Annotated in this window: 16 protein-coding genes; 5 read left to right on the top strand and 11 right to left on the bottom strand. The window is 59.5% G+C overall.

The window, feature by feature from the left end; translation table 11 throughout:
• Positions 1-2 precede the first annotated feature (2 nt).
• From PSPTO_RS18280 to PSPTO_RS18255, 6 genes are all read right to left on the bottom strand, one after another.
• Positions 3-1,316, bottom strand: coding sequence for a cellulase family glycosylhydrolase (locus PSPTO_RS18280; RefSeq protein WP_011104602.1), 1,314 nt, complete (start codon positions 1,314-1,316; stop codon positions 3-5).
• 1 nt (position 1,317) lies between these two features.
• Positions 1,318-2,496: a glycosyltransferase gene (locus PSPTO_RS18275; RefSeq protein ID WP_011104601.1), complete on the bottom strand. Its 1,179-nt coding sequence runs from the start codon at positions 2,494-2,496 to the stop codon at positions 1,318-1,320.
• Positions 2,496-4,487 carry a GumC family protein gene (locus tag PSPTO_RS18270; RefSeq protein ID WP_011104600.1) on the bottom strand — a complete coding sequence of 664 codons (1,992 nt, stop codon included), beginning with the start codon at positions 4,485-4,487 and terminating at the stop codon, positions 2,496-2,498. Before PSPTO_RS18270 ends, PSPTO_RS18275 begins: the two co-directional genes overlap by 1 nt.
• A gap of 17 nt (positions 4,488-4,504) precedes the next feature.
• Positions 4,505-5,281 (bottom strand): polysaccharide biosynthesis/export family protein, encoded by a 777-nt coding sequence (locus tag PSPTO_RS18265; protein ID WP_010204432.1) that lies wholly within the window; start codon positions 5,279-5,281, stop codon positions 4,505-4,507.
• A 145-nt stretch (positions 5,282-5,426) separates the two neighbouring features.
• Positions 5,427-6,884: a mannose-1-phosphate guanylyltransferase/mannose-6-phosphate isomerase gene (locus PSPTO_RS18260; RefSeq protein ID WP_011104599.1), complete on the bottom strand. Its 1,458-nt coding sequence runs from the start codon at positions 6,882-6,884 to the stop codon at positions 5,427-5,429.
• Entirely contained in the window at positions 6,884-8,320 is a 1,437-nt protein-coding gene (locus PSPTO_RS18255; protein WP_005765093.1) for an undecaprenyl-phosphate glucose phosphotransferase, read from the bottom strand. Before PSPTO_RS18255 ends, PSPTO_RS18260 begins: the two co-directional genes overlap by 1 nt.
• Positions 8,321-8,610: 290 nt before the next feature.
• Between PSPTO_RS18255 and PSPTO_RS18250 the strand changes: the two genes are divergently transcribed.
• Positions 8,611-9,588, top strand: coding sequence for an IS5 family transposase (locus PSPTO_RS18250; RefSeq protein WP_010213957.1), 978 nt, complete (start codon positions 8,611-8,613; stop codon positions 9,586-9,588).
• Between the two features lie 471 nt (positions 9,589-10,059).
• Positions 10,060-10,977 carry a lipid kinase YegS gene (gene yegS, locus PSPTO_RS18240; protein WP_005765091.1) on the top strand — a complete coding sequence of 306 codons (918 nt, stop codon included), beginning with the start codon at positions 10,060-10,062 and terminating at the stop codon, positions 10,975-10,977.
• Here yegS and PSPTO_RS18235 read toward each other — a convergent pair.
• From PSPTO_RS18235 to PSPTO_RS18225, 3 genes are all read right to left on the bottom strand, one after another.
• Positions 10,961-11,623: a response regulator gene (locus tag PSPTO_RS18235; RefSeq protein WP_005765089.1), complete on the bottom strand. Its 663-nt coding sequence runs from the start codon at positions 11,621-11,623 to the stop codon at positions 10,961-10,963. The two genes, yegS and PSPTO_RS18235, sit on opposite strands and share 17 nt — an antisense overlap.
• A gap of 145 nt (positions 11,624-11,768) precedes the next feature.
• Positions 11,769-12,200 carry a hypothetical protein gene (locus PSPTO_RS18230; protein WP_005765087.1) on the bottom strand — a complete coding sequence of 144 codons (432 nt, stop codon included), beginning with the start codon at positions 12,198-12,200 and terminating at the stop codon, positions 11,769-11,771.
• A 262-nt stretch (positions 12,201-12,462) separates the two neighbouring features.
• Positions 12,463-12,624 (bottom strand): hypothetical protein, encoded by a 162-nt coding sequence (locus PSPTO_RS18225; RefSeq protein WP_155492146.1) that lies wholly within the window; start codon positions 12,622-12,624, stop codon positions 12,463-12,465.
• Between the two features lie 26 nt (positions 12,625-12,650).
• Between PSPTO_RS18225 and PSPTO_RS18220 the strand changes: the two genes are divergently transcribed.
• Together PSPTO_RS18220 and PSPTO_RS18215 are read left to right on the top strand one after the other, a co-directional pair.
• On the top strand, positions 12,651-13,577 hold the full coding sequence (locus tag PSPTO_RS18220; RefSeq protein ID WP_003378076.1) for a chemotaxis protein CheV: 927 nt from the start codon (positions 12,651-12,653) through the stop codon (positions 13,575-13,577).
• 92 nt (positions 13,578-13,669) lie between these two features.
• Positions 13,670-14,479, top strand: coding sequence for an MOSC domain-containing protein (locus tag PSPTO_RS18215; protein ID WP_011104598.1), 810 nt, complete (start codon positions 13,670-13,672; stop codon positions 14,477-14,479).
• Positions 14,480-14,526: 47 nt separating this feature from the next.
• Here the strand turns inward: PSPTO_RS18215 and PSPTO_RS18210 are convergent, their stop codons facing one another.
• On the bottom strand, positions 14,527-16,455 hold the full coding sequence (locus tag PSPTO_RS18210; RefSeq protein ID WP_011104597.1) for a transglycosylase SLT domain-containing protein: 1,929 nt from the start codon (positions 16,453-16,455) through the stop codon (positions 14,527-14,529).
• Between the two features lie 204 nt (positions 16,456-16,659).
• Between PSPTO_RS18210 and PSPTO_RS18205 the strand changes: the two genes are divergently transcribed.
• Positions 16,660-18,570: an ATP-binding cassette domain-containing protein gene (locus tag PSPTO_RS18205; protein ID WP_007245346.1), complete on the top strand. Its 1,911-nt coding sequence runs from the start codon at positions 16,660-16,662 to the stop codon at positions 18,568-18,570.
• Positions 18,571-18,638: 68 nt separating this feature from the next.
• Here the strand turns inward: PSPTO_RS18205 and PSPTO_RS18200 are convergent, their stop codons facing one another.
• Complete coding sequence (locus PSPTO_RS18200; protein WP_003378068.1) at positions 18,639-19,100, bottom strand: universal stress protein; 462 nt, start codon at positions 19,098-19,100, stop codon at positions 18,639-18,641.
• Between the last annotated feature and the right edge of the window lie 67 nt (positions 19,101-19,167).

Here is a 19,167-nt window from a genome sequence, read left to right as displayed (position 1 = left end):
GCTTAGGGCTTCCATTCCAGGATTTGCAGAGACGGCTTGAGCAGCAGAGTGATGCCCTGGCTGCCGGACAGCGGGGTGCGGCTGCCGGTCAGCGGGTCATGCACGACGGCGCTGGTGATGTTCGGGAGCGTCAGCGATGTGCCGGCAGCACTCCAGAACATCAGCAGGCGAGTGCCGTCTTCACGGGTCCACGGCACGGCGTACAGGTCGTCCGGTACAGCGCTCACTGCGGGCGGATCGGCAGGTTGCAGGCGCGGGCCGGTGATCTTCAGAAAATTCTGCAGCGCGGTGTAGACCGGTTTGGGGTTGGCTTGCAGGTCGAGCAGCCCGTAGCCTTGGTCGCGGGCCGACGCGCGTTCATCCAGATCGCTGAGGTTGAACAGGAAGATACGCTGGAAATCCATTGCACTCATCAGCGCCAGGCGTCGCAGGGTGTAGTCGGCCTGGCCGGGAGTGCCGATCAGACGCTGCATCTCCACAGGGCCGGCGTAGCTCGACCAGCCCCATTCGGTGGCCCACACCTGACTGACGCCATTGCTGTGCAGCAGTTGGTTCATGGCGTTGGCGCGTACCAGAAAATCACGGTCCGGCACCGAGTCGCCTTCCGGGTACTCGGAATACGGGTGGTAGGCGGCGACGATGTTCTGCTGGCCCAGGCCGTTGTCGATCAAGGTCTGCAACATATAGCCGGAGGTACTGTGCATCTGGCTGTAATAGGCCATGCCTGCAGTGACGATGGTCTTGTTCGGCAGCACGGCGCGAATCGCATCGGCGGTGGTGGTCAGCAGGCGACCATACGCCGCCGGGTCTTCCTTGGGCAGCCAGATGATGTTCGGCTCGTTCCAGACCTGCCAGTTGTTCACCTGTGGGTAACGCTGGGCGAGGGCGGTCATGCGTGCGGCAAACACGCTGAAATCCTTGGGCGGGTATTGATCGCGGCTCTGCGCGTTGGCCGGCGCGCTGCTGGCGAAAGACGCCGAGCCGACCAGGTACGCCAGCGTGTTGTAGTTGTGGGCCTTGATCGCCGCCATGGCGGCATCCAGTTCGGTCAGGGCGTACTGGTCCTTTTGCGGTTCGATGATTGGCCAGTGGATGGTCAGCCGAACCCAGTTCAGGCCCAGCTCGTCGAGGCGGTTCATCTGTTGCTGATAGATGTCCGGCGCGAAGTACTGAAACTGCACGTTGACGCCGAGAAAATCCTTCCAGACCACTTCGCGCGGGCCTTTGAGCACTGTCGCAGCCTGAGCGGCGGCGCTCAGTGTGGCGGCGATCAGTGCAGTGGTGACAGCGAGCCGGAATCTGGATGAACGTTGCATATCATTTTTCCTCGCAGGCTTGGCGGAAGACATCCCGGAAATGTTCGGCAGTGCGACTCCAGACCCTGGCCTTGCCCATGTGCGCGGCGTTTGCGGCCCATTGTTCGACCAGCCCCGGTGTTGCGCAAACACGTGCCAGCGCGCTGGTTAGCCCCGCTACATCGCCCTGCGGGTAGATCATGCCGTTGCCGTGCGAGACTTCCTCGGCAAATGATCGCGCATCGGAGGTAATCACGCCCCTGCCACAGGCCACTGCCCACGACAGTGCGCCGCTGGTACCGCGCAGTTTGCCAAGAATCTTCAGTTTGCTCGACTCGCGATAAGGCAGGACCATCACATGATGGGCCTGAATGACCTGCGGGATTTGTTCGGCAGGCAGGTCCAGTTGCCAGTCGATCAGGTCGACCAGCCCCAATTGACGAATGTGCAGGCGCAACTGCTCCAGATAGCTGCCCGACGGGCCGAAGGCCATTTCCGGCGCGCTGCCGCCGGCCAGGGTCAGGCGTACGGCGGAGCGTAATTGCGGCTGAGCGGTGAACACATTGGCCAGCGCATCGAGCAGGTCCTCGATGCCCTTGCCGCGATAGATAAAACCGAAATACAGCAGGCGCAAGGGCTTCAAGGGCGGCAGCGGCACAGGCTCGATGGCCACGTTGCCATGATTGATCACCACCATCTGCGTGGCGTCGAGCCCCATGCGCTGGCGCAGGCTCAGGCTGCCAGCCTGAGTCAGCGTTACAAGGCGGGTCATGTGCCGCGCCAGTTGCCGCTCCTCATGCAGGCACAGCGGGTCGGCCAGCACCGTGGCGATCTCCGGCAAGGGCGAACGCATGCCGGCCGCTATCGACAGCGGCCAGGGTAGTTTCTCGCGCCGCCACACCAGCCGCTCCGGGTCGTGCACGGTGGCCGTCAGTGGCAGGTTCGGGAACCGCTTGCGCAGGGCGCGAAGGGCCTGAAATTCGGCCAGCCGCCCGCCGCCCAGTTCGGCATGAACCAGATCGATTTCGCTCCAGTCCGTGTCGGCAACACGCTGCTGTGCGGCACCAGGATCGTTACCGATCCCCTGCAGCGGCGTGCTGACTTGCAGGCCGAGGCCTTCGAGCGCCTGACGCAGATGCCCGGCGTAGTCGGCGATGCCGTTCTGCTCGGGAGGCAGTGGCGCAAGCAGGGCAATGCGCATCAGCCACGGCTCCCTATCCGCTTGAGGAATCTGAGAACCTGCTCCGGCACTTCAAAACGACGCCGGTTGATGATGATGCCGTCGACTTTCTTGAACGCGGTATTGAGGTTGTGCAGCGTGTCTTCAAGCATGGGCACCGTGGTGTCCTCGGCGCGCACCACCAGAACGATCAGTTCGGCCTTGCGCAACAGCACAAATGCGTCCTGATTGGCCGACAGCGCCGAGGCGTTGATCAGCACGATTTCGCCAGGGCTTGCCGGGCCGGGGCCTTGGCTGCGGACACGATGGCCCTGTTCGGTCAACAGCGTACTGAGCCGCTCGATCACAAACGACACACCTGCGCCGGACTTGACCGAGGTGAAACCGATGGTAAGCCCGCGTTCTTCCACCTGATCCAGCGGCAGAATGCCGTACACCCGATGCAGGTTGGAGCTAAAGGCGGCACTGCGTTCCTGAGCGCGCTCAAGATCGGGCAGGCTGGTCCAGACCGGAACGCCAAAACTGCGCTCGATCTTGTCGCCGTCATGAATACGCTGGTCCAGCAAGTAGAAGAAATAAAGCGCGAGCGCCCCCACCACGAAGCTCAGCGGCAGTGCCAGGAGCAGCATCAGCAGGCTTTTCGGGAAGACCCGGCTCGGGTTGAAGGTCGCTTCCTCGATAGTCGCGATATTGCTGATCTGGCTGTTGTCCAGTTCACGGTCAATACGCGATTTTTCCAGGCTGTCCTTGTACAGCGCGTAGCTTTTCTCGGCCGCGTCCAGTTCGTTCTGCAGGCGCGAAAGCTCCGGCTCCAGATTCAGGGCCTGCTGACGGTCGGTTTCCAACTGAGCAATCTGCGCGTTCTGCTGGGCGAACTGGGTTTGCAGGCGTGCGTAGCTGGTCTGCTGATCGGCATAGACGTTCTGCATCCGGTTGTAGATCGGGTTGGGCGTGATGCTTTCCGAGCGCTGAACCGTCGCATCCTGCACGTTGAGCAGCTTCTTGAGGTTGTCGATTTCCTCGTTGATGGCGCGAATCGGCGGTGCCTGCTCCTTGAAGGAACGAAGCATTTCCTGGCGTTCCACTTCCTTGCCGTTGATGCGGGTCTGCAAGTCCTGGCGATTGGGGTTGAGCGCCAGCTCACGTCCGGCCGAAACCGTCTTTGGCTGCTCAGCCAGTTGCTTTTTCAGCAGGTCCAGGCCGGCCTTGGTCGAGGCGATGGAGCGGGTCGTGTTATTGCGCTCGGTGCGCAGATCGTTGAGCCCCTGCGAGGTATCGGCCAGGCGCTGGGAAATGCTCACCGCGCTCAGTTGATTGAGGTAGTTCTGAATCTGTTTCTTGTACTCGATGATGTTCTCGCCGGTGCTCTTCACTTCCGACTCGTAAAACGCATACAGGCTGACCCGGCCCAGGGTCTTGGTGCGTTGCAACTGGTACTCCTCGATCCAGGTCCTGAGCACGGTTTGCGCGGTGGCAGGGTCGTTCCAGGTAAACCTCAGTTCCATCACCGATGAGCCAGGCTCATGGCTGACCTTGAAGTTTTTCTCCAGGTCTTCGGCCAGCCGGTCGGACTGTGAACGGTTTTCCACCAGGCCGATAAACTGCAGAACGCTGCGCACGCCGTCAATGACGGCGCCAACCACCGCTTTGATGCCTTTCTTGATTGACGCCAGCACACCGGTTTCAGGGGGCACCATCGACAACTCCGCCAGGTACTTCTCGGACACCGCACGCATGATCGGCCGACCGGTCAGCATTCGCTCTTCGTCCAGCAACGGGTCGCGCAGGCCGCTCGGTATCACGATGGCTTGTCGGTCGGAAAGCTCGATAGGCACGGTGCTGCTGTCGCGGCCAGGCTTGACCAGCAGCAGGGCCGTCGATTCGTAGCGGTTGGGCAGCAGAAAGGCGCCCAGCAAAATGATGACGAAGGTCGCCACTACAGTAATCTTGACCTCGCGCTTGAAAATGAAGAACAGGCGCAGCAGGTCGCGGAAGGAGCGGATGTTGATCATGTCTGTATCCCTGACAATTAATTGGTACTGCGCAACTCGTAGTTCAGGCCCAGGCCGATCGACTTCGCAAAGGGAATCAGCTGGTTGAAATACAGGGATACGCCGTCAACTTTGTTGCCGACCGTGGATTTGGGAACGAACACGATATCGCCGCGTTTCAACAGCACCGGCGCGGACATGCCACCGGCATCCGCCCAGAGAAACTTGCTGTAGTCGAAAAAGTAGGTCTTGTAGAGCCCGTTTTCTTCCTGACGCAGCAGTGCGACCTGGCCAGCGTCGGCGTCCAGCGCCACGCCGCCTGCGCCGAGAATCGCTTGATTGAGGTTGGTGGCCACGTTGATCGGCAGCGTGACCGAATTGCGCACCGCGCCGCCGACAAACACGGTATTGCCTGGCGACTGGGAAATATTGATGGTCAGGGCAGTCTCGCGGTAGACGTTCTGCAACTTGCTTTCCAGCAAATCATTGAGCTGTTGCAATGTCAGGCCGGCAGCCTTGACGGTGCCGATATACGGGTAGGAAAAAGTGCCGTCGTTGAGCACCTGAAACAGGGTCAGTTCATAGATAGAGTTGGCCGTGAACGCCGAAATCGACGGTGCCTCGCCGCTGTTGCGCACGATTCGCAAGGTGTCGCCGGGACGAATCCTCTCCGGCGGCAGTGGTTTGCCGGCAAGCGCACGGCCGGCCGCCTGGCCGGCCTCTATCTGTGCACGGTCGTCGGGCAAACCCACCCTGGAAGGTGTGTTGCACGCACTCAACAGCAATAAGCTGGCGATCAGCATCATGCTTTTCATCGTTCCTGAGCTCCTGTCATGCACAAATACGGCTCCCTTGCGGGTAATAAATTCATGTTGGCGGGTACTGCCTGCTCCAGTCGCTATCGATCCAGGCCGTTTACGTGAACGGCCCTTTTATCGGTGTGCATTCACAGGTGTGCGCTCAGCTCTTCACGGCCTTTTCAGGCACCCGTCCGTAGATGTCGGTAAACCGCACGATGTCGTCTTCACCCAGGTACTCGCCGCTCTGCACCTCGATCATCACCAGATCGATGACGCCGGGGTTGACCAGCCGGTGCGTGAAGCCCGGCTTGATGAACGTCGATTCGTTGGTGTCGAGCATGAATTCGCGCTCGCCGTTGGTCACCGTGGCCATGCCGCTGACCACGATCCAGTGTTCGCTGCGGTGATGGTGCATCTGCAACGACAAGGACGCCTGGGGACGAACCACGATGCGTTTGATCTTGAAGCGCTTGCCTTCTTCGAGCACGGTGTAGGTGCCCCAGGGGCGGGTAACGGTGCGGTGCAGGCGGTAAGCATCATGGCCCTGGCGCTTGAGTTCCTGGGCAATGATCTTGACGTCCTGGCTGCGACGACCGTCTGCGATCAGCAAGGCGTCGGGGGTGTCGATGATGATCAGGTTATCGAGACCGACAGCGCCGACCAGCCGTTTGGGTGAGTCGATGTAACAGTTACTGACGTCATGCAGCACCGTTTCACCGTTGCAATGATTGCCCTGCGCATCGACGGGAGACAGCTCGCGCACCGCCTGCCACGAGCCGATGTCGCTCCAGCCAAGCTGGCAGGGCACCACGGCAACCTTGTCGGAACGCTCCATCAGCGCGTAGTCGATGGAAATGTCCGGGGTCAGGGCAAACGACTCACTGTCGAGTTCGATCTGCAGTTCGCGACCGCCTTCCTTGCGCTGGCTTACCGCCATGCACGTGCTGACCACGCTGAGCACATCGGGCGCGTGGGTCTGCAATTCGCGCAACACGGCGTCGGCGCGCATGCAGAACATGCCGGCGTTCCAGAGGTGCAGACCGCTCTGCAGATAGCCCTGCGCAACGGCCGCATCGGGTTTTTCGACAAAGCGGGCGACCTGACAGGCCTCGGCGTTGAGCGCCTGGCCTTTCTCGATGTAGCCAAAACCGGTTTCCGGTGCGGTCGGCACGATACCGAACGTGACCAGCCAGCCCTCGGCGGCCAGTGTCTGGGCGGCTGCCACCGCCCTGGAAAAGGCCGCTACATCAGTGATCAGGTGATCGGCCGGCAGCACCAGCAATTGCGCATCGTCGCCATACAGCGTGCTGACATGCAGCGCCGCGGCGGCAATGGCCGCTGCGGTATTGCGGCCGAAGGGCTCAAGGATGAAATCCAGACGCGCATGGCTTTTGTTCAGCAGCCGATAGTCGTCCACCGTGCGGAAATACACTTCCCGGTTGGTGACGGTCAGCAAGCGGTCTACGCCAGGCAGGCCGGCGGCACGCAGAAAAGTTTTCTGCAGCAGACTTTCGCCATCGGGCAGACGCATGAACGGTTTGGGCATGGCTTCGCGCGATACGGGCCACAAGCGTGTCCCGGAGCCGCCGGCGATAATGCAGGGGATGAGGATGCTCATCAATAAGCCTCACGAGTGAATAGCACTGCAGGCACAGTGCGCATTAGGATGTACAGGTCGAACCAGACGGACCAGTTTTCTATGTACTCAAGATCGAACTCGACGCGTTTTTCGATTTTTTCCACGGTGTCTGTTTCACCACGATAGCCGTTGATCTGCGCCAGCCCGGTAATCCCGGGTTTGACGCGATGTCGCGACGTGTACTCCTTCACCGCTTGCTCGAATAGGATGCCGGCTGCCTTGGTCGCTGTCGCATGCGGGCGCGGCCCTACCATCGACATGCTCCCCGCTGCCACGTTGAACAGTTGGGGCAGTTCATCCAGGCTGGTCTTGCGAATGAAACGCCCGACGCGGGTGATTCTGGAATCGCCCCGGGTAGTCTGTTGCTCGGCCGTCGCGTCAGCCTGGTGCTGATGCATGGAGCGGAACTTGAACACTTCGATCAGGCGATTGTTGTAGCCATAACGCTTCTGGCGGAACAGCACCGGGCCTGACGAATCGAGCTTGATCGCCAGCGCGACCAGCAGCATCACCGGCGACAGAAGCAGCAAGGCCAGCGAGGAGAGGACGATATCTTCAGCGCGCTTGATGAACGGTGACCAACCGTTGAGGGGCAAGTCCGAGGCGTTGAACATCGGCAGCCTGGCGACTTCGGTAATGCGGTTGTGGGTGTGCCGAAAAGCAATCATGTCGGGCACCAGCAGCACATTGACCGGTAACCGGCGCAGCTCGCGGATGATGTAATCCATGCGGTTTTCCGCGGTCCACGGCAGGGCCACCAGCACCTGGGTCACTTTCTCTTCACGAATCAGCCGTTCCAGATCGCTGGTGTTGCCCAGCAGCGGAAGATTGGCGACAGTCTTGGGCATGCGGCCGATGCGGTCATCGATAAAGCCGATCACGCCCGAACGAATGTCCTGATGTTCAAGCAGGTATTCGGCCAGACGCAGACCGTTTTCCGTGGCACCCAGAATCACCGCGTTTTGCAGAAACACACCCTTGCGCATCTGGTGCTTGAACAGCATCAGCAGCAACAGGCGAATGACGCCGAACAGTGCAAGGCTGGTCAGGTACCAGATAAGCAGTTCTTCGTTGGAGAGATAACCGAACAGCCCCATTGCCTGCTGCATGAACAGCAAAAGCCCGAAGGCGGCCGTCCAGGCAAGTGCCATCGCGCCCATGCGCAGGTCATTGCTGAACAGGACCTCGGAATAAACGCCCATGGCCTGAAACACCAGTACGCCGACACAGCCGAAAAACAGCAACATGGTCAGGTAACTTTGCGGTGTATGCAGGCTGCTGTCCTTGATCAGCAAGAGAATCGCCAGGCCGGGCAGAATGCAGGCAACACCGTGAGCCAGGCGGATGCCGAACAGAAAGTATTCGACCAGGCTGGTACGGGTGAGTGAAAGACTGTCAACGGGCTGCAACCTCATAGAACTCCCTTTCTACCTGTATACGTCTGAACCTTGCGGATCCTGGACGTCTCTTTTTGATGGTGTGTTTGAGGAGTCAAAAAACTATCTCATCGCAGATAATGATCAAGCGTAGTCAGCCAAGTGTCACAATGCGGAGCAATCCGGACTGTATTTTGTGAATATCACTTTATATATGTCGTCCGGTGGCGGATTTTATTTAAGGAGGCGCTGCAAAAATAGCCAACTGTCCCCACCCTTGGCACACTAAGTTCCTTCAACCAGCCTCCCTCTCCGTGAGCGTTACGCGCGTGCAGAAAACCTTCTCCGAACTCGAATATACCGGCAAGAAAAAGCAGACTCGCCGAGATCGCTTCCTGGCTGACCTTGAACAGTTGGTGCCCTGGGCCCAGCTGGAGGCGCAAGTGGCGCCGTTTTATAGCAACACCGCAGGCAAGCGCGGACGCCCTGCGATAGGGGTGTCGCGCATGTTGCGCATGTACGTCGTGCAGCAGTGTTTCGGTTTCTCCGATGAAGGTTGCGAAGATGCCGTCTACGACAGCCAGGCCATCCGCGGTTTTATGGGTATCGACCTGGGTCGCGAGTCGGCACCGGATGCCACCACCTTGCTGCGTTTTCGCCGCTTGCTGGAAACCCATCAGCTAACGCGGCTGCTGTTTGAAACGATTAACCAGCATCTGGCCAGCCGGGGGCTGCTGCTCAAGGAAGGCACTATCGTCGACGCTACCCTGATCGCCGCGCCGCCCTCGGTCAAGAACCGAGAAGGCAAGCGTGATCCTGAGATGCATCAGGCCAGGAAAGGCAATCAATGGCACTTCGGGATGAAGGCCCACATTGGTGTAGACGCCACGTCGGGGCTGGTGCACAGCGTAGTAGGGACGGCCGCTAACGTGGCGGATGTCACCCAGGTTGGCCAGTTGCTGCACGGTGACGAAACCTATGTTTCGGGTGACGCTGGATACACCGGTGCGGCCAAGCGACCGGAGCATGCTGAACGGGACGTTATCTGGTCGATTGCAGCACGGCCAAGCAGTTACAAGCAGCACGGCGAAGGCAGCGTGCTGTATCGGGTCAAGCGTAAAATTGAATATGCCAAGGCGCAACTGCGCGCCAAGGTCGAGCACCCCTTCCAGGTAATCAAGGTGCGCTTCAATCATCGCAAGGTTCGCTACCGTGGGCTGGAAAAGAATACAGCGCAGTTGTTCAGTTTGTTTGGGTTGGCCAATCTGATGCTGGCCAAGCGGTATTTGCAACAGGCGGCAGGATAAATCCGTCTGAAAGGCGGGACTGGCCCGCCAATCAGCAAAAGGAGGGCAGAAATCTGCCCGAGAAACGCAAAGCAAGGCCGGCAGGTTGAAAAAAACCGGCTTGGAAATGAAGACGGTGCGAACGGGTTAATTTTTCAGCGTCTCCTTAAGCCTTTTCAATCGGTTGAGGATGAAACCTTATTCAAACGAATGGGTGTGGATGTCAGTAAAGCTCATGAAACAAAGGGCGTCAGTACGAAAGTGTTCAAATACTGATGCAACGCTGTATCCAGAAACGCCGACTCCGGGTTTTATCCCGTGTTGGCGGGGTTGAACGCCTTCTCGATGACGTGAAATTTTTTCTGCAGCCAATGGGTTTTTTTGAGTTGGCCGGGGTCACAGTCATGCGTCGTGCGAAATGTACGCGGGCGCTGATACAGAAAGAGCGTCGCTCGCAGATTTTGATCCGTTCAGTTCGGCAGGGGAGGTGTCATGACACAACGCAGGGCAATGCTCATTCTTCACGGCAAGCAGTCACTCAACGAAGACGTGCGTGATGCTGTCGCGGACAAGCGCAAGCAGGGCTGGGAGCTGGATGTTCGGCTGACCTGGGAGGCGGGCGATGCGCAGCGTCTGGTCAATGAAGCGCTGGCGGCTGGGCACCGGCATATCGTGGCGGGCGGCGGTGACGGCACCTTGCGTGACATTGCCGAAGCGCTGGCGCTGGCTGCAACCAAGGCCAGTCTGACCATCCTGCCGCTGGGCACTGCCAACGATTTTGCCCGTGCTGCCGGTGTGCCGCTTGATGTGTCCAAGGCCCTGCAGCTCATGGACGTGGCGCCGCGCGCTGTCGATCTGGGCGAGGTGGGCGGCAAGCTGTTTCTCAACATGGCCACGGGTGGTTTTGGCAGCCAGGTGACGGCCAATACTTCCGAAGACCTGAAGAAAGTGCTGGGTGGCGCGGCCTATCTGTTCACCGGCCTGACGCGCTTCAGCGAGCTGCATGCCGCGCATGGCGAACTCACGGGGCCGGATTTTCACTGGCGTGGCGATCTGCTCGCGCTGGGCATCGGCAATGGCCGCCAGGCGGGCGGTGGGCACGAGCTGTGCCCGACCGCGCTGGCCGACGACGGTCTGCTCGACATCAGCATCCTGCCAGCACCGCAGGAAGTGGTTGGCACGCTCAGAAGCCTGCTGGAAGGCGGCCTGGGCATCGACAACATGTTTATTCGTGCACGCCTGCCCTGGGTGGAACTCAAGTCGGCTCAGGGGCTGGACATCAATCTTGACGGTGAGCCGCTGTCGGGCGAGGACCTGCGTTTCGTCGCGCGGCCGGGGGCCTTGCAAGTGCACTTGCCTGCAAACTCGCCGGTGCTGGGCAGCACGCCGCTGCTCAATCGTCCAGACTGATAATCCGTTCGCGCACGCAAAACAGTACCAATCCTGCGACGTCGAAAATCTGCAGCCGTTTCATGATCTGCGAGCGGTGAGTCTCGACCGTCTTGATGCTCAGGCCCAGGCCGCTGGCGATTTCTCGTGTGGACTTGCCACGCACGATCAGGCGCAGGATTTCCAATTGGCGGGCGGTGAGGTTGTAACGTTCTCTCGCAGCCCTGGCCCGTTCGGCCCGCGTACCGTGCACTGCACGCTCAAGGACAGTATGGGCGATGGCCGGGCTCAGGTAACGCTGATCGTTACGCAGCGCTTCCAGTGCCTGCTCCAGTTCAGTGGCGGTGGTGTCCTTGAGCAGGTAGCCACGAGCGCCTGCGTCGAGCGCGCGGATGATCATGTCCGGGTCGGTATGCATCGACAGGATGAGCACCTTGCAGTGCGGCTGCACCTTGAACAGTTGCTTCAACGCGTCGAAGCCGTCGATGCTTTTCATCCAGATATCGAGCAGGATGATATCGGGCTCCAGGCGCTGTGCCAGGCCTGATAGCTGCGCGCCGTCAGCCGCTTCGCCGACGATGGCGTAACCCGGTATGTCAGCGACCAGTGCTCGCACACCGGCTCTGATCAGGGAGTGGTCGTCGACCAGTAACAAATTGCAGGTCATTGTGGCTTCTTGTGCAAATTGGCCCGCTCATGAGTGCGAGCGGCCCTTCTTCAACCCTGAAGACAATGGACGGAAATGGCCGAAGTGACAATGCCTCTTCAATGACAGTGCAAAGGCGTATTCAACCCTCAGGCCTGAACAGCCATTACGGCCGGGCTGCATCCTTTGCAGAAGTCGACGCTGTCGAACCGCTGGCCAGTTTTTCGAGCAATTCCAGTTGTTCGTTGTTGTCCATCGGCAACTCGCCCGTCTGCGGATCAAGAAGTTCGACCTGCCAGGAAATCAGCATCAGGCAGTTTTTAACCGTCGACAATGTTTCCTGTGACAGTGGGTGGGCTTGATGCCCTGTTTTCAGTAACACACACAACTGACGCGAGAAATCAGCAATACAGGGAACAGCGGCTGCCTCTGCTTCCTGACCCAGTTTGCGCAGGGTGGTCAGAAGGCAGCCGGTTGCATCTTCGTCATTGGGGATCAACTCCAGATGCGAAAGACATTCTTCAGACGTGTAGAGAAGCGCCTGAGACGTGCTCAGGAACTGATCATGTTTGTGCTGCCAATCGTTATTGCTCAGCATCCTTTGTCTCCACTGATCATGGATAGCGAACTTCCGCCCGCGGCGAATGGCTGACAGTTAATGTCGATTTCAAACAAAAGTATGTAGGGCATTTCCGATTGTTACCAGTGCCGCTCGATTGCAGGACTTGGGAAGCGGACACGAACCGGACTCCATTCATGTATTGAGAATGGCGTCACAATAGTGGCATTGAGATGTTGATCATATCAGGTTATCCCTGATTGACTTTTTGCGGGCTGACGAGGTGCGGGCTTGAATATTTTCAGGGGGCAGGTCGATAACGCAGGTTTTTCGCGGTCTTCATCGGTTTGAGATGCGACACCAGTAAAGCATGATGGTAAAGTGACATCAATGCTTGGGCGTTGCCGTTCATCGCCATTAAAGGTCCGGATGGTTTCAGCCGATACACATTCAACAGACTCATCGTGACCATCGCTTCAGGAGCTAATAATGGCAGGCATTCTCGACACAGTAGATCAGCGCACACAGTTGGTGGGCGAGAATCGCCTGGAAATTCTCATGTTTCGCCTTGCCGGTCGGCAATTGTTCGCGATCAACGTGTTCAAGGTGCAGGAAGTGCTGCAGCTTCCCAAGCTGACCCTGATGCCGCAACGCCACTCATTCGTCTGTGGGGTGGTTAACCTGCGTGGTCAGACCCTCCCGGTGATCGACCTGTCCCAGGCGATCGGTATGCGCCCGCTGGTGCCAGGCCCTGGCAGCACCATCATCGTCACCGAATACAATCGCTCGGTTCAGGCGTTTCTGGTCGGCGGTGTGGATCGCATCGTCAACATGAACTGGGATGCAATCATGCCGCCGCCGGTCAGCGCCGGTCGCCAGCATTACCTGACCGCTATCAGCAAGGTCGATGACCAGTTGGTGGAAATCATCGACGTCGAAAAAGTCCTCGCCGAGATCGTGCCTTACAACGCCAAGGTATCGCGCGAGAAGCTCGAAGACCCGGTGCTGGAAAACGCGCGGGGTCGTGAAGTATTGCTGGTCGATGATTCCAAGGTGGCGCTGTCGCAGTTGCGTGACACACTGTCTCAGTTGGGTCTGAAGCTGCATGTGGCCAGCGACGGCCTCAAGGCGCTGAACATGCTCAAGGGCTGGGCAGATGCAGGCGAGAACGTGCAGGAAAAACTGCTGATGGTGTTCACCGACGCGGAAATGCCGGAAATGGACGGTTATCGCCTGACAACCGAGATTCGTAACGATCCCCGTTTACGCAGCCTGTACATCGTTTTGCACACCTCTCTGTCCGGCAGCTTCAACGAATCGATGGTGAAGAAGGTCGGTTGCGACAACTTCCTGTCCAAGTTCCAGCCCGACAAGCTCGTCGAAGTGGTGCGTGAGCGCCTGTTGATGGTGATCTGAAACCGCTGATCACAGATGCCTGCCGCTCCGGCTTGATATAAGCTTTGATGTTCGCCTCAAAGCTTATCGAGCCCTAAAAGGAACCGGCCCTCATGTTACGTCTCAGCTCGCTCTATCGTTTCCCCCTCAAATCCTGCAAGGCTGAGGCGTTGCAGCACGCATCGTTTGACCGGTTGGGGTTGGCGGGGGATCGACGCTGGATGCTGGTCGACGAAAGCAACGGGCGGTTTTTCACCCAGCGGGCGCTGCCGCAGATGTCTCGGCTGTCGGTGCTGTGGAATGCCGATGGTGGTGTAACCCTTTCTGCACCTGGTTTCGAGCCTCTGGATGTCGCAGAACCGCTGGACACCGACGCCAATCTGCGCGGTGTGACCATCTGGAGTGACTCGCTGCGAGTGCCGGACGCCGGCGATGCGGCGGCCGAGTGGGTCAGCAGGTTTATCGGCAAACCTACACGCATGGTTTACCTGCCTGTCGAGCGTGCGCGGTGCATGCCCAGCGGCTATGGATCAATCGATGACCGGGTGAATTTTGCCGATGGCTTCCCGTTGCTGCTCATCGGCCAGGGTTCGCTGGATGACCTTTCGGCGCGTCTTGGCCGACCGATGGACATGCTGCGCTTCAGGCCCAATCTGGTGATCGAAGGTGCCGAGGCCTTTGCCGAGGATGGCTGGAAGCGCATCCGCATCGGCGCTATCGAATTCCGCCTGCTCAAGCCCTGTGCGCGCTGCATCCTGACCACCATCGACCCGGCCACCGGTGAACGCAGTCCAGACCGCGAACCGTTCGCCACGCTCAAGACTTATCGGGAAGTGGAAGGCAATGTGCTGTTTGGCCAGAACATGGTCAATGACGGGCCGGGCGAGCTGGAAGTGGGCATGCCGGTGCACGTGCTCGAATAGCAGCGTCCGGCGGCAAGGGTGCTCTGCGCGGCACCCTTGTCGACGGCTTACAGATCGTCGAAGAAACGTTCGTGCCAGTCCACCAGCGGCTGTGGCGAATTGAGCTTCTGGCCGTAGATCACCGAATAAGACAACACGTTTTGCACGTACTGGCGGGTTTCGTCGAACGGGATGCTTTCAACCCAGACGTCGAAGGCCAGATGGTTGGCACCCCTGAGCCATTGACGCACGCGCCCAGGGCCTGCGTTGTAGGCAGCGGAGGCGAGCACGCGATTGCCGTTGAACTGGGCGTGCACCGAGCTCAGGTAGGCAGCGCCGAGCTGAATGTTGGTGTCCGGGTCCAGCACCTGCTGCGGGGAAGACAGCGGAATGCTGAACTTGCGGGCTGTTTCCTTGGCGGTGGCAGGCATCAGTTGCATCAGGCCGCTGGCACCGACGCCCGAGCGAGCGTCGTCCATGAAGGCGCTCTCCTGACGGATGATGGCGAACACCCAGCTTGAGTGCAGGCCACGGACCTTGGCTTCGCGCACCAGCGTGTCGCGGTGCGCCATCGGGAAGCGAATGTCCAGGTCATCCCAGTACTGCGCCTGACTGATCGTGCGGATGGCCGGGAAATACCACTTCAGGTCGTAAGCCAGTTTGGCCTGGGCCACCATTTCATCACGGCTGAACAGGCGGCTGACGTGATACCACTCGCGACGCCCGTCGACGATTTCGCCGCGATCATGAAACTCCAGCGCGCGACGCACACCTGGCGTGTTGCGCACCTTGTTGATCAGCGCCTGGCTGAGCACCAGCGGTTTGTTGTTGAGTTGATAAGGGCTCTGGGTGCGGTCTGCCGCCAGAAAACCGTAGAAGTCACGCTCTTTGGCGACGTCCTTGTACAGCGAGGCAATCAACGGGCTGTTGGGTTGGGCCAGTTCCAGGGAGCGCGCTTCCCAATAGCGCCAGCGATTGGTTGCAGCGAGGTCCTTGGGCAGGCGGCGCGCCAGTTCGTAGGCCTCTTCCCAGCGCCCGAGGCGCAACAGCAGACGCAAGCGCCACTCAGTCACGGTGTTGTCGCGCAGTTCTGGATCATATTTGGTCATGACCTCAAGCGCACGGTCGTCGTAGCGACGTGCCAGGGTCAGGCCGATTTGCTTGGCGATTTCTACCTGCTCTTCACGGGAAAAGTGCATGGTCGCCGAGTAACCGTCGAGCATCGACAGGGCTTTTTGCGGATCGTCCTTGGCCAGGCGGCGCAGGCCAAGGCCGACCACGTCGGACATGGCCTCATCGACCGGCGCAAATTGCCCCGGGTTGCTGACCATGTCCGGCTTCTGCGCGACAGCCAGCAGCAGACGTCCTTGCGGTGCCAGGGAATTGAGGCTGTTGACCAGCGTGTTGGCCAGGCTGTAGTTGCGCGCCTGAGCCGCCAGTTTGGCCCGCTGCCAGCGCTTCTGTTCGGTCAGCTGGCCGGCGGCTGCCCACTGGGCGAAAAAGCCGTCACAGGCTGCTGGTAACGTTTTGCCGGTCATCCATAGCTTTTCGGCGCTGGCGTAACCTTCGGCGCGCTGGTTGTTGTTCAATTGGTACTGCCCGTACAGGCAGTCCAGTTCGACGAAATTCATCTTCGGGTCGTAATACTTGACGAAGGGCTGCCAGTCGCCACGGTCTGCCAGCCAGCGCAACCAGCGCAGCTTCATCCAGTTGGCCTGCGGCAGGTCGCCATGCTCGGCAAGAAACTTCTCGATTTCCGCATTGCTGGCGGTTTTCAGGCGAGCGGTCAACTCGTCGTATTCGAGGTAAGGCTCCAGCGGATAGTCGGCCAGCGCCGTGCTGTACATCTGATAGGGGCCTGAATCGCCCTTGGCCAGCGCACGTTTCGCTTCGTCGTAATACTTGCGTTGTTGGTTGAGGTCTACCGCATGAGCAGTCTGGACGGCGGTGGTGGAGAGGAGCAGGCACGATAAAAAGCTGAACAAACGACTGCGCATGAGACTTCCGAGCAGATGAGTCGTGAAAAGTATCGCTAGCTTAGCCTTTTGCCAGCGTCTGGTGAAAGCATTGCCGACAAGCTTGACTCATGTAGCAATAATTGCCGGTTATAAAGGACCGATGGATGTCATCAAGGGTGCCATGAATCCCGACATCCGCCTGTTATCTCAGGTAGAATGCGCGCCCGGTTTTTGGAGAAGCTCATGACCCTGCTCAAATTCAGCGATGTGTCCCTTGCTTTCGGCGCCATGCCGTTATTGGACAAGGTGTCCTGGCAGATCGCCCGTGGTGAGCGGGTGTGCATCATTGGCCGTAACGGCACAGGCAAGTCCAGCATGTTGAAGCTGGTTAAAGGCGTTCAGAAGCCCGATGACGGCGCTGTCTGGCGTGCGCCAGGCCTCAAGATCGGCGAATTGCCCCAGGAATTGCCGGTAGCCGACGGACGGACAGTGTTCGACGTGGTGGCCGAAGGTCTGGATGGCGTCGGTGCCTTGCTGGCTGAATATCACCACCTGGCGCAGAACTGCGTCACCGAGGAAGACCTGAACAAGCTGATGCATGTTCAGCAGGACCTCGAAGCCCGTGACGGCTGGCGTTTGCAGCAACTGGTCGACAGCACCCTGAGCCGTCTGCAGTTGCCTGCCGACAAGACGCTGGCCGAGCTGTCAGGTGGCTGGCGTCGTCGCGTCCTGCTGGCCCAGGCGCTGGTTTCCGAGCCAGACCTGTTGCTGCTCGACGAACCGACCAACCACCTGGACATCGGTGCCATTGCCTGGCTTGAAGAAGCCCTCAAGGAATTCCAGGGGGCGGTGCTGTTCATCACGCACGACCGGGCATTCCTGCAAAACCTCGCTACGCGTATTCTGGAACTGGATCGCGGCGGCCTGATCGACTGGAACGGCGACTACGCCAGCTTCCTGGTTCACAAGGAAGCTGCGCTGGCAGCCGAAGAGACCGCCAACGCGCTCTTCGACAAGCGTCTGGCTCAGGAGGAGGTCTGGATCCGCCAGGGTATCAAGGCCCGCCGTACCCGTAACGAAGGCCGCGTGCGCGCCCTCAAGGAGCTGCGTGTAGAGCGCAGCGAACGCCGCGAGCGTACCGGCAAGGCCAACATCCAGCTGGACACCGCCGAGAAATCCGGCAAACAGGTCATGATCCTCGACAACGTCAGCTTTGCCCATCCGGGCGGCCCGATGCTGATCAAGGACTTCTCCATGGTCCTGCAGCGCGAAGACCGTATCGGCCTGCTGGGTGCGAACGGTACCGGCAAGACCACGCTGCTCAAGCTGATGCTCGACAACCTGCAGCCTACCGGTGGCAAGGTTGAAGTGGGTACGCGTCTGGACGTGGCGTATTTCGACCAGTTGCGTCACCAGCTCGATCTGGAAAAGACCGTGATCGACAACGTCGCCGAAGGCCGTGACTTCATCGACATCGATGGCCAGAGCCGTCACGTCCTGAGCTACCTCGGCGATTTCCTGTTCAGTCCGCAGCGTGCCCGCACGCCAGTCAAGGCGCTGTCTGGTGGCGAGCGTGCCCGTCTGTTGCTGGCCAAGCTGTTCAGCAAGCCGGCCAACCTGCTGGTACTCGACGAACCGACCAACGACCTCGACGTTGAAACCCTCGAGCTGCTCGAAGAAGTGCTGTTGACCTTCAAGGGCACCGTGCTGATGGTCAGTCACGACCGGGCATTCCTGGACAACGTCGTCACCAGCACGCTGGTGTTCGAAGGCGAGGGCAAGGTGCGCGAGTACGTGGGGGGTTATCAGGACTGGCTGCGTCAGGGCGGTTCGCCGCGTCTGCTGGGCGTTGCCGACACCAAGTCGGGCAAGGCCGAACTGGCCAGTGCGGTGGTGCAGGCTGCACCTGTGGCGGCTCAGGACATGCCGGTCGCGAAAAAGAAACTCAGCTACAAGCTTCAGCGTGAGCTGGAAGCGTTGCCGGCGCAGATCGACGAAGTGGAGGGCAAGATGGCCGTCCTCAACGCCGAGATGGCCGAGCCGGGTTTCTACCAGCGTTCGGCAGAGCAGACCGCGGCGGTTCTTGCTCAGCTGGAGAACCTGCAGGCCGATCTGGACAAGCTGCTGGAGCGTTGGGCCGAACTGGACGAGTGATCGTCTGACCTGTTCGTGCCATGCAGAAAAGCCCGGGTGACCGGGCTTTTTGCTATAGCCGGTTCAGATCACTCCGGCTTGCGGGCATCCGCTTTTTTGAGGCTCACTGCCAGCACATCGCAAGGCGCACCGTGCAGAACGTCATTGGCAGTGGAGCCGAGCAGCAAGGCCAGGCCGTGGCGACCATGGCTGCCGACGACGATCAGGTCGCATGCCTGATTCTTCGCCAACTGATGGATTTCCTGGCGTGGCTGACCGTAGACCAAGTGGCTTTCGCCCCACTTGACGTCCAGGTCTTTGTATTTGTCCTGTACCTGCTTGAGTTTTTCCTTGGCCTGGTCGAATTGCTGTTGCTGCAATTGCGAGAGGTCCATGGGTACATCGCCGCCGAAAGCCATCGCCATAGGTTCGACGATGTGCACGATCGACAACTTTGTGCCGCTGGCTTTGGCCAGCAGGCTGGCGCGGCGGATGACCGGATCACACTCATCGGTGAGGTCAATGGCAACCAGAATGTGTTCGTATGGCATGAGGGTGTCCTCCGGGAGAATTGCGATGCTGGGAGTATGGCTCTTTCGTTCGCATCTGGGCAGACCC

Origin of the sequence: Pseudomonas syringae pv. tomato str. DC3000 (genome assembly GCF_000007805.1) — a bacterium.
Lineage (GTDB): Bacteria > Pseudomonadota > Gammaproteobacteria > Pseudomonadales > Pseudomonadaceae > Aquipseudomonas > Aquipseudomonas avellanae.
The sequence above is the reverse complement of the archived record's forward strand: the minus strand, read 5'-3'. Positions and strand labels throughout refer to the sequence as shown.

What these genes read in the sequence shown, in the direction of transcription:
- PSPTO_RS18280 (WP_011104602.1), bottom strand. Translation starts at nt 1,316, where the DNA reads ATGCAACGTTCATCCAGATTCCGGCTCGCTGTCACCACTGCACTGATC.
- PSPTO_RS18275 (WP_011104601.1), bottom strand. Translation starts at nt 2,496, where the DNA reads ATGCGCATTGCCCTGCTTGCGCCACTGCCTCCCGAGCAGAACGGCATC.
- PSPTO_RS18270 (WP_011104600.1), bottom strand. Translation starts at nt 4,487, where the DNA reads ATGATCAACATCCGCTCCTTCCGCGACCTGCTGCGCCTGTTCTTCATT.
- PSPTO_RS18265 (WP_010204432.1), bottom strand. Translation starts at nt 5,281, where the DNA reads ATGAAAAGCATGATGCTGATCGCCAGCTTATTGCTGTTGAGTGCGTGC.
- PSPTO_RS18260 (WP_011104599.1), bottom strand. Translation starts at nt 6,884, where the DNA reads ATGAGCATCCTCATCCCCTGCATTATCGCCGGCGGCTCCGGGACACGC.
- PSPTO_RS18255 (WP_005765093.1), bottom strand. Translation starts at nt 8,320, where the DNA reads ATGAGGTTGCAGCCCGTTGACAGTCTTTCACTCACCCGTACCAGCCTG.
- yegS (WP_005765091.1), top strand. Translation starts at nt 10,060, where the DNA reads ATGACACAACGCAGGGCAATGCTCATTCTTCACGGCAAGCAGTCACTC.
- PSPTO_RS18235 (WP_005765089.1), bottom strand. Translation starts at nt 11,623, where the DNA reads ATGACCTGCAATTTGTTACTGGTCGACGACCACTCCCTGATCAGAGCC.
- PSPTO_RS18230 (WP_005765087.1), bottom strand. Translation starts at nt 12,200, where the DNA reads ATGCTGAGCAATAACGATTGGCAGCACAAACATGATCAGTTCCTGAGC.
- PSPTO_RS18225 (WP_155492146.1), bottom strand. Translation starts at nt 12,624, where the DNA reads ATGAGTCTGTTGAATGTGTATCGGCTGAAACCATCCGGACCTTTAATG.
- PSPTO_RS18220 (WP_003378076.1), top strand. Translation starts at nt 12,651, where the DNA reads ATGGCAGGCATTCTCGACACAGTAGATCAGCGCACACAGTTGGTGGGC.
- PSPTO_RS18215 (WP_011104598.1), top strand. Translation starts at nt 13,670, where the DNA reads ATGTTACGTCTCAGCTCGCTCTATCGTTTCCCCCTCAAATCCTGCAAG.
- PSPTO_RS18210 (WP_011104597.1), bottom strand. Translation starts at nt 16,455, where the DNA reads ATGCGCAGTCGTTTGTTCAGCTTTTTATCGTGCCTGCTCCTCTCCACC.
- PSPTO_RS18205 (WP_007245346.1), top strand. Translation starts at nt 16,660, where the DNA reads ATGACCCTGCTCAAATTCAGCGATGTGTCCCTTGCTTTCGGCGCCATG.
- PSPTO_RS18200 (WP_003378068.1), bottom strand. Translation starts at nt 19,100, where the DNA reads ATGCCATACGAACACATTCTGGTTGCCATTGACCTCACCGATGAGTGT.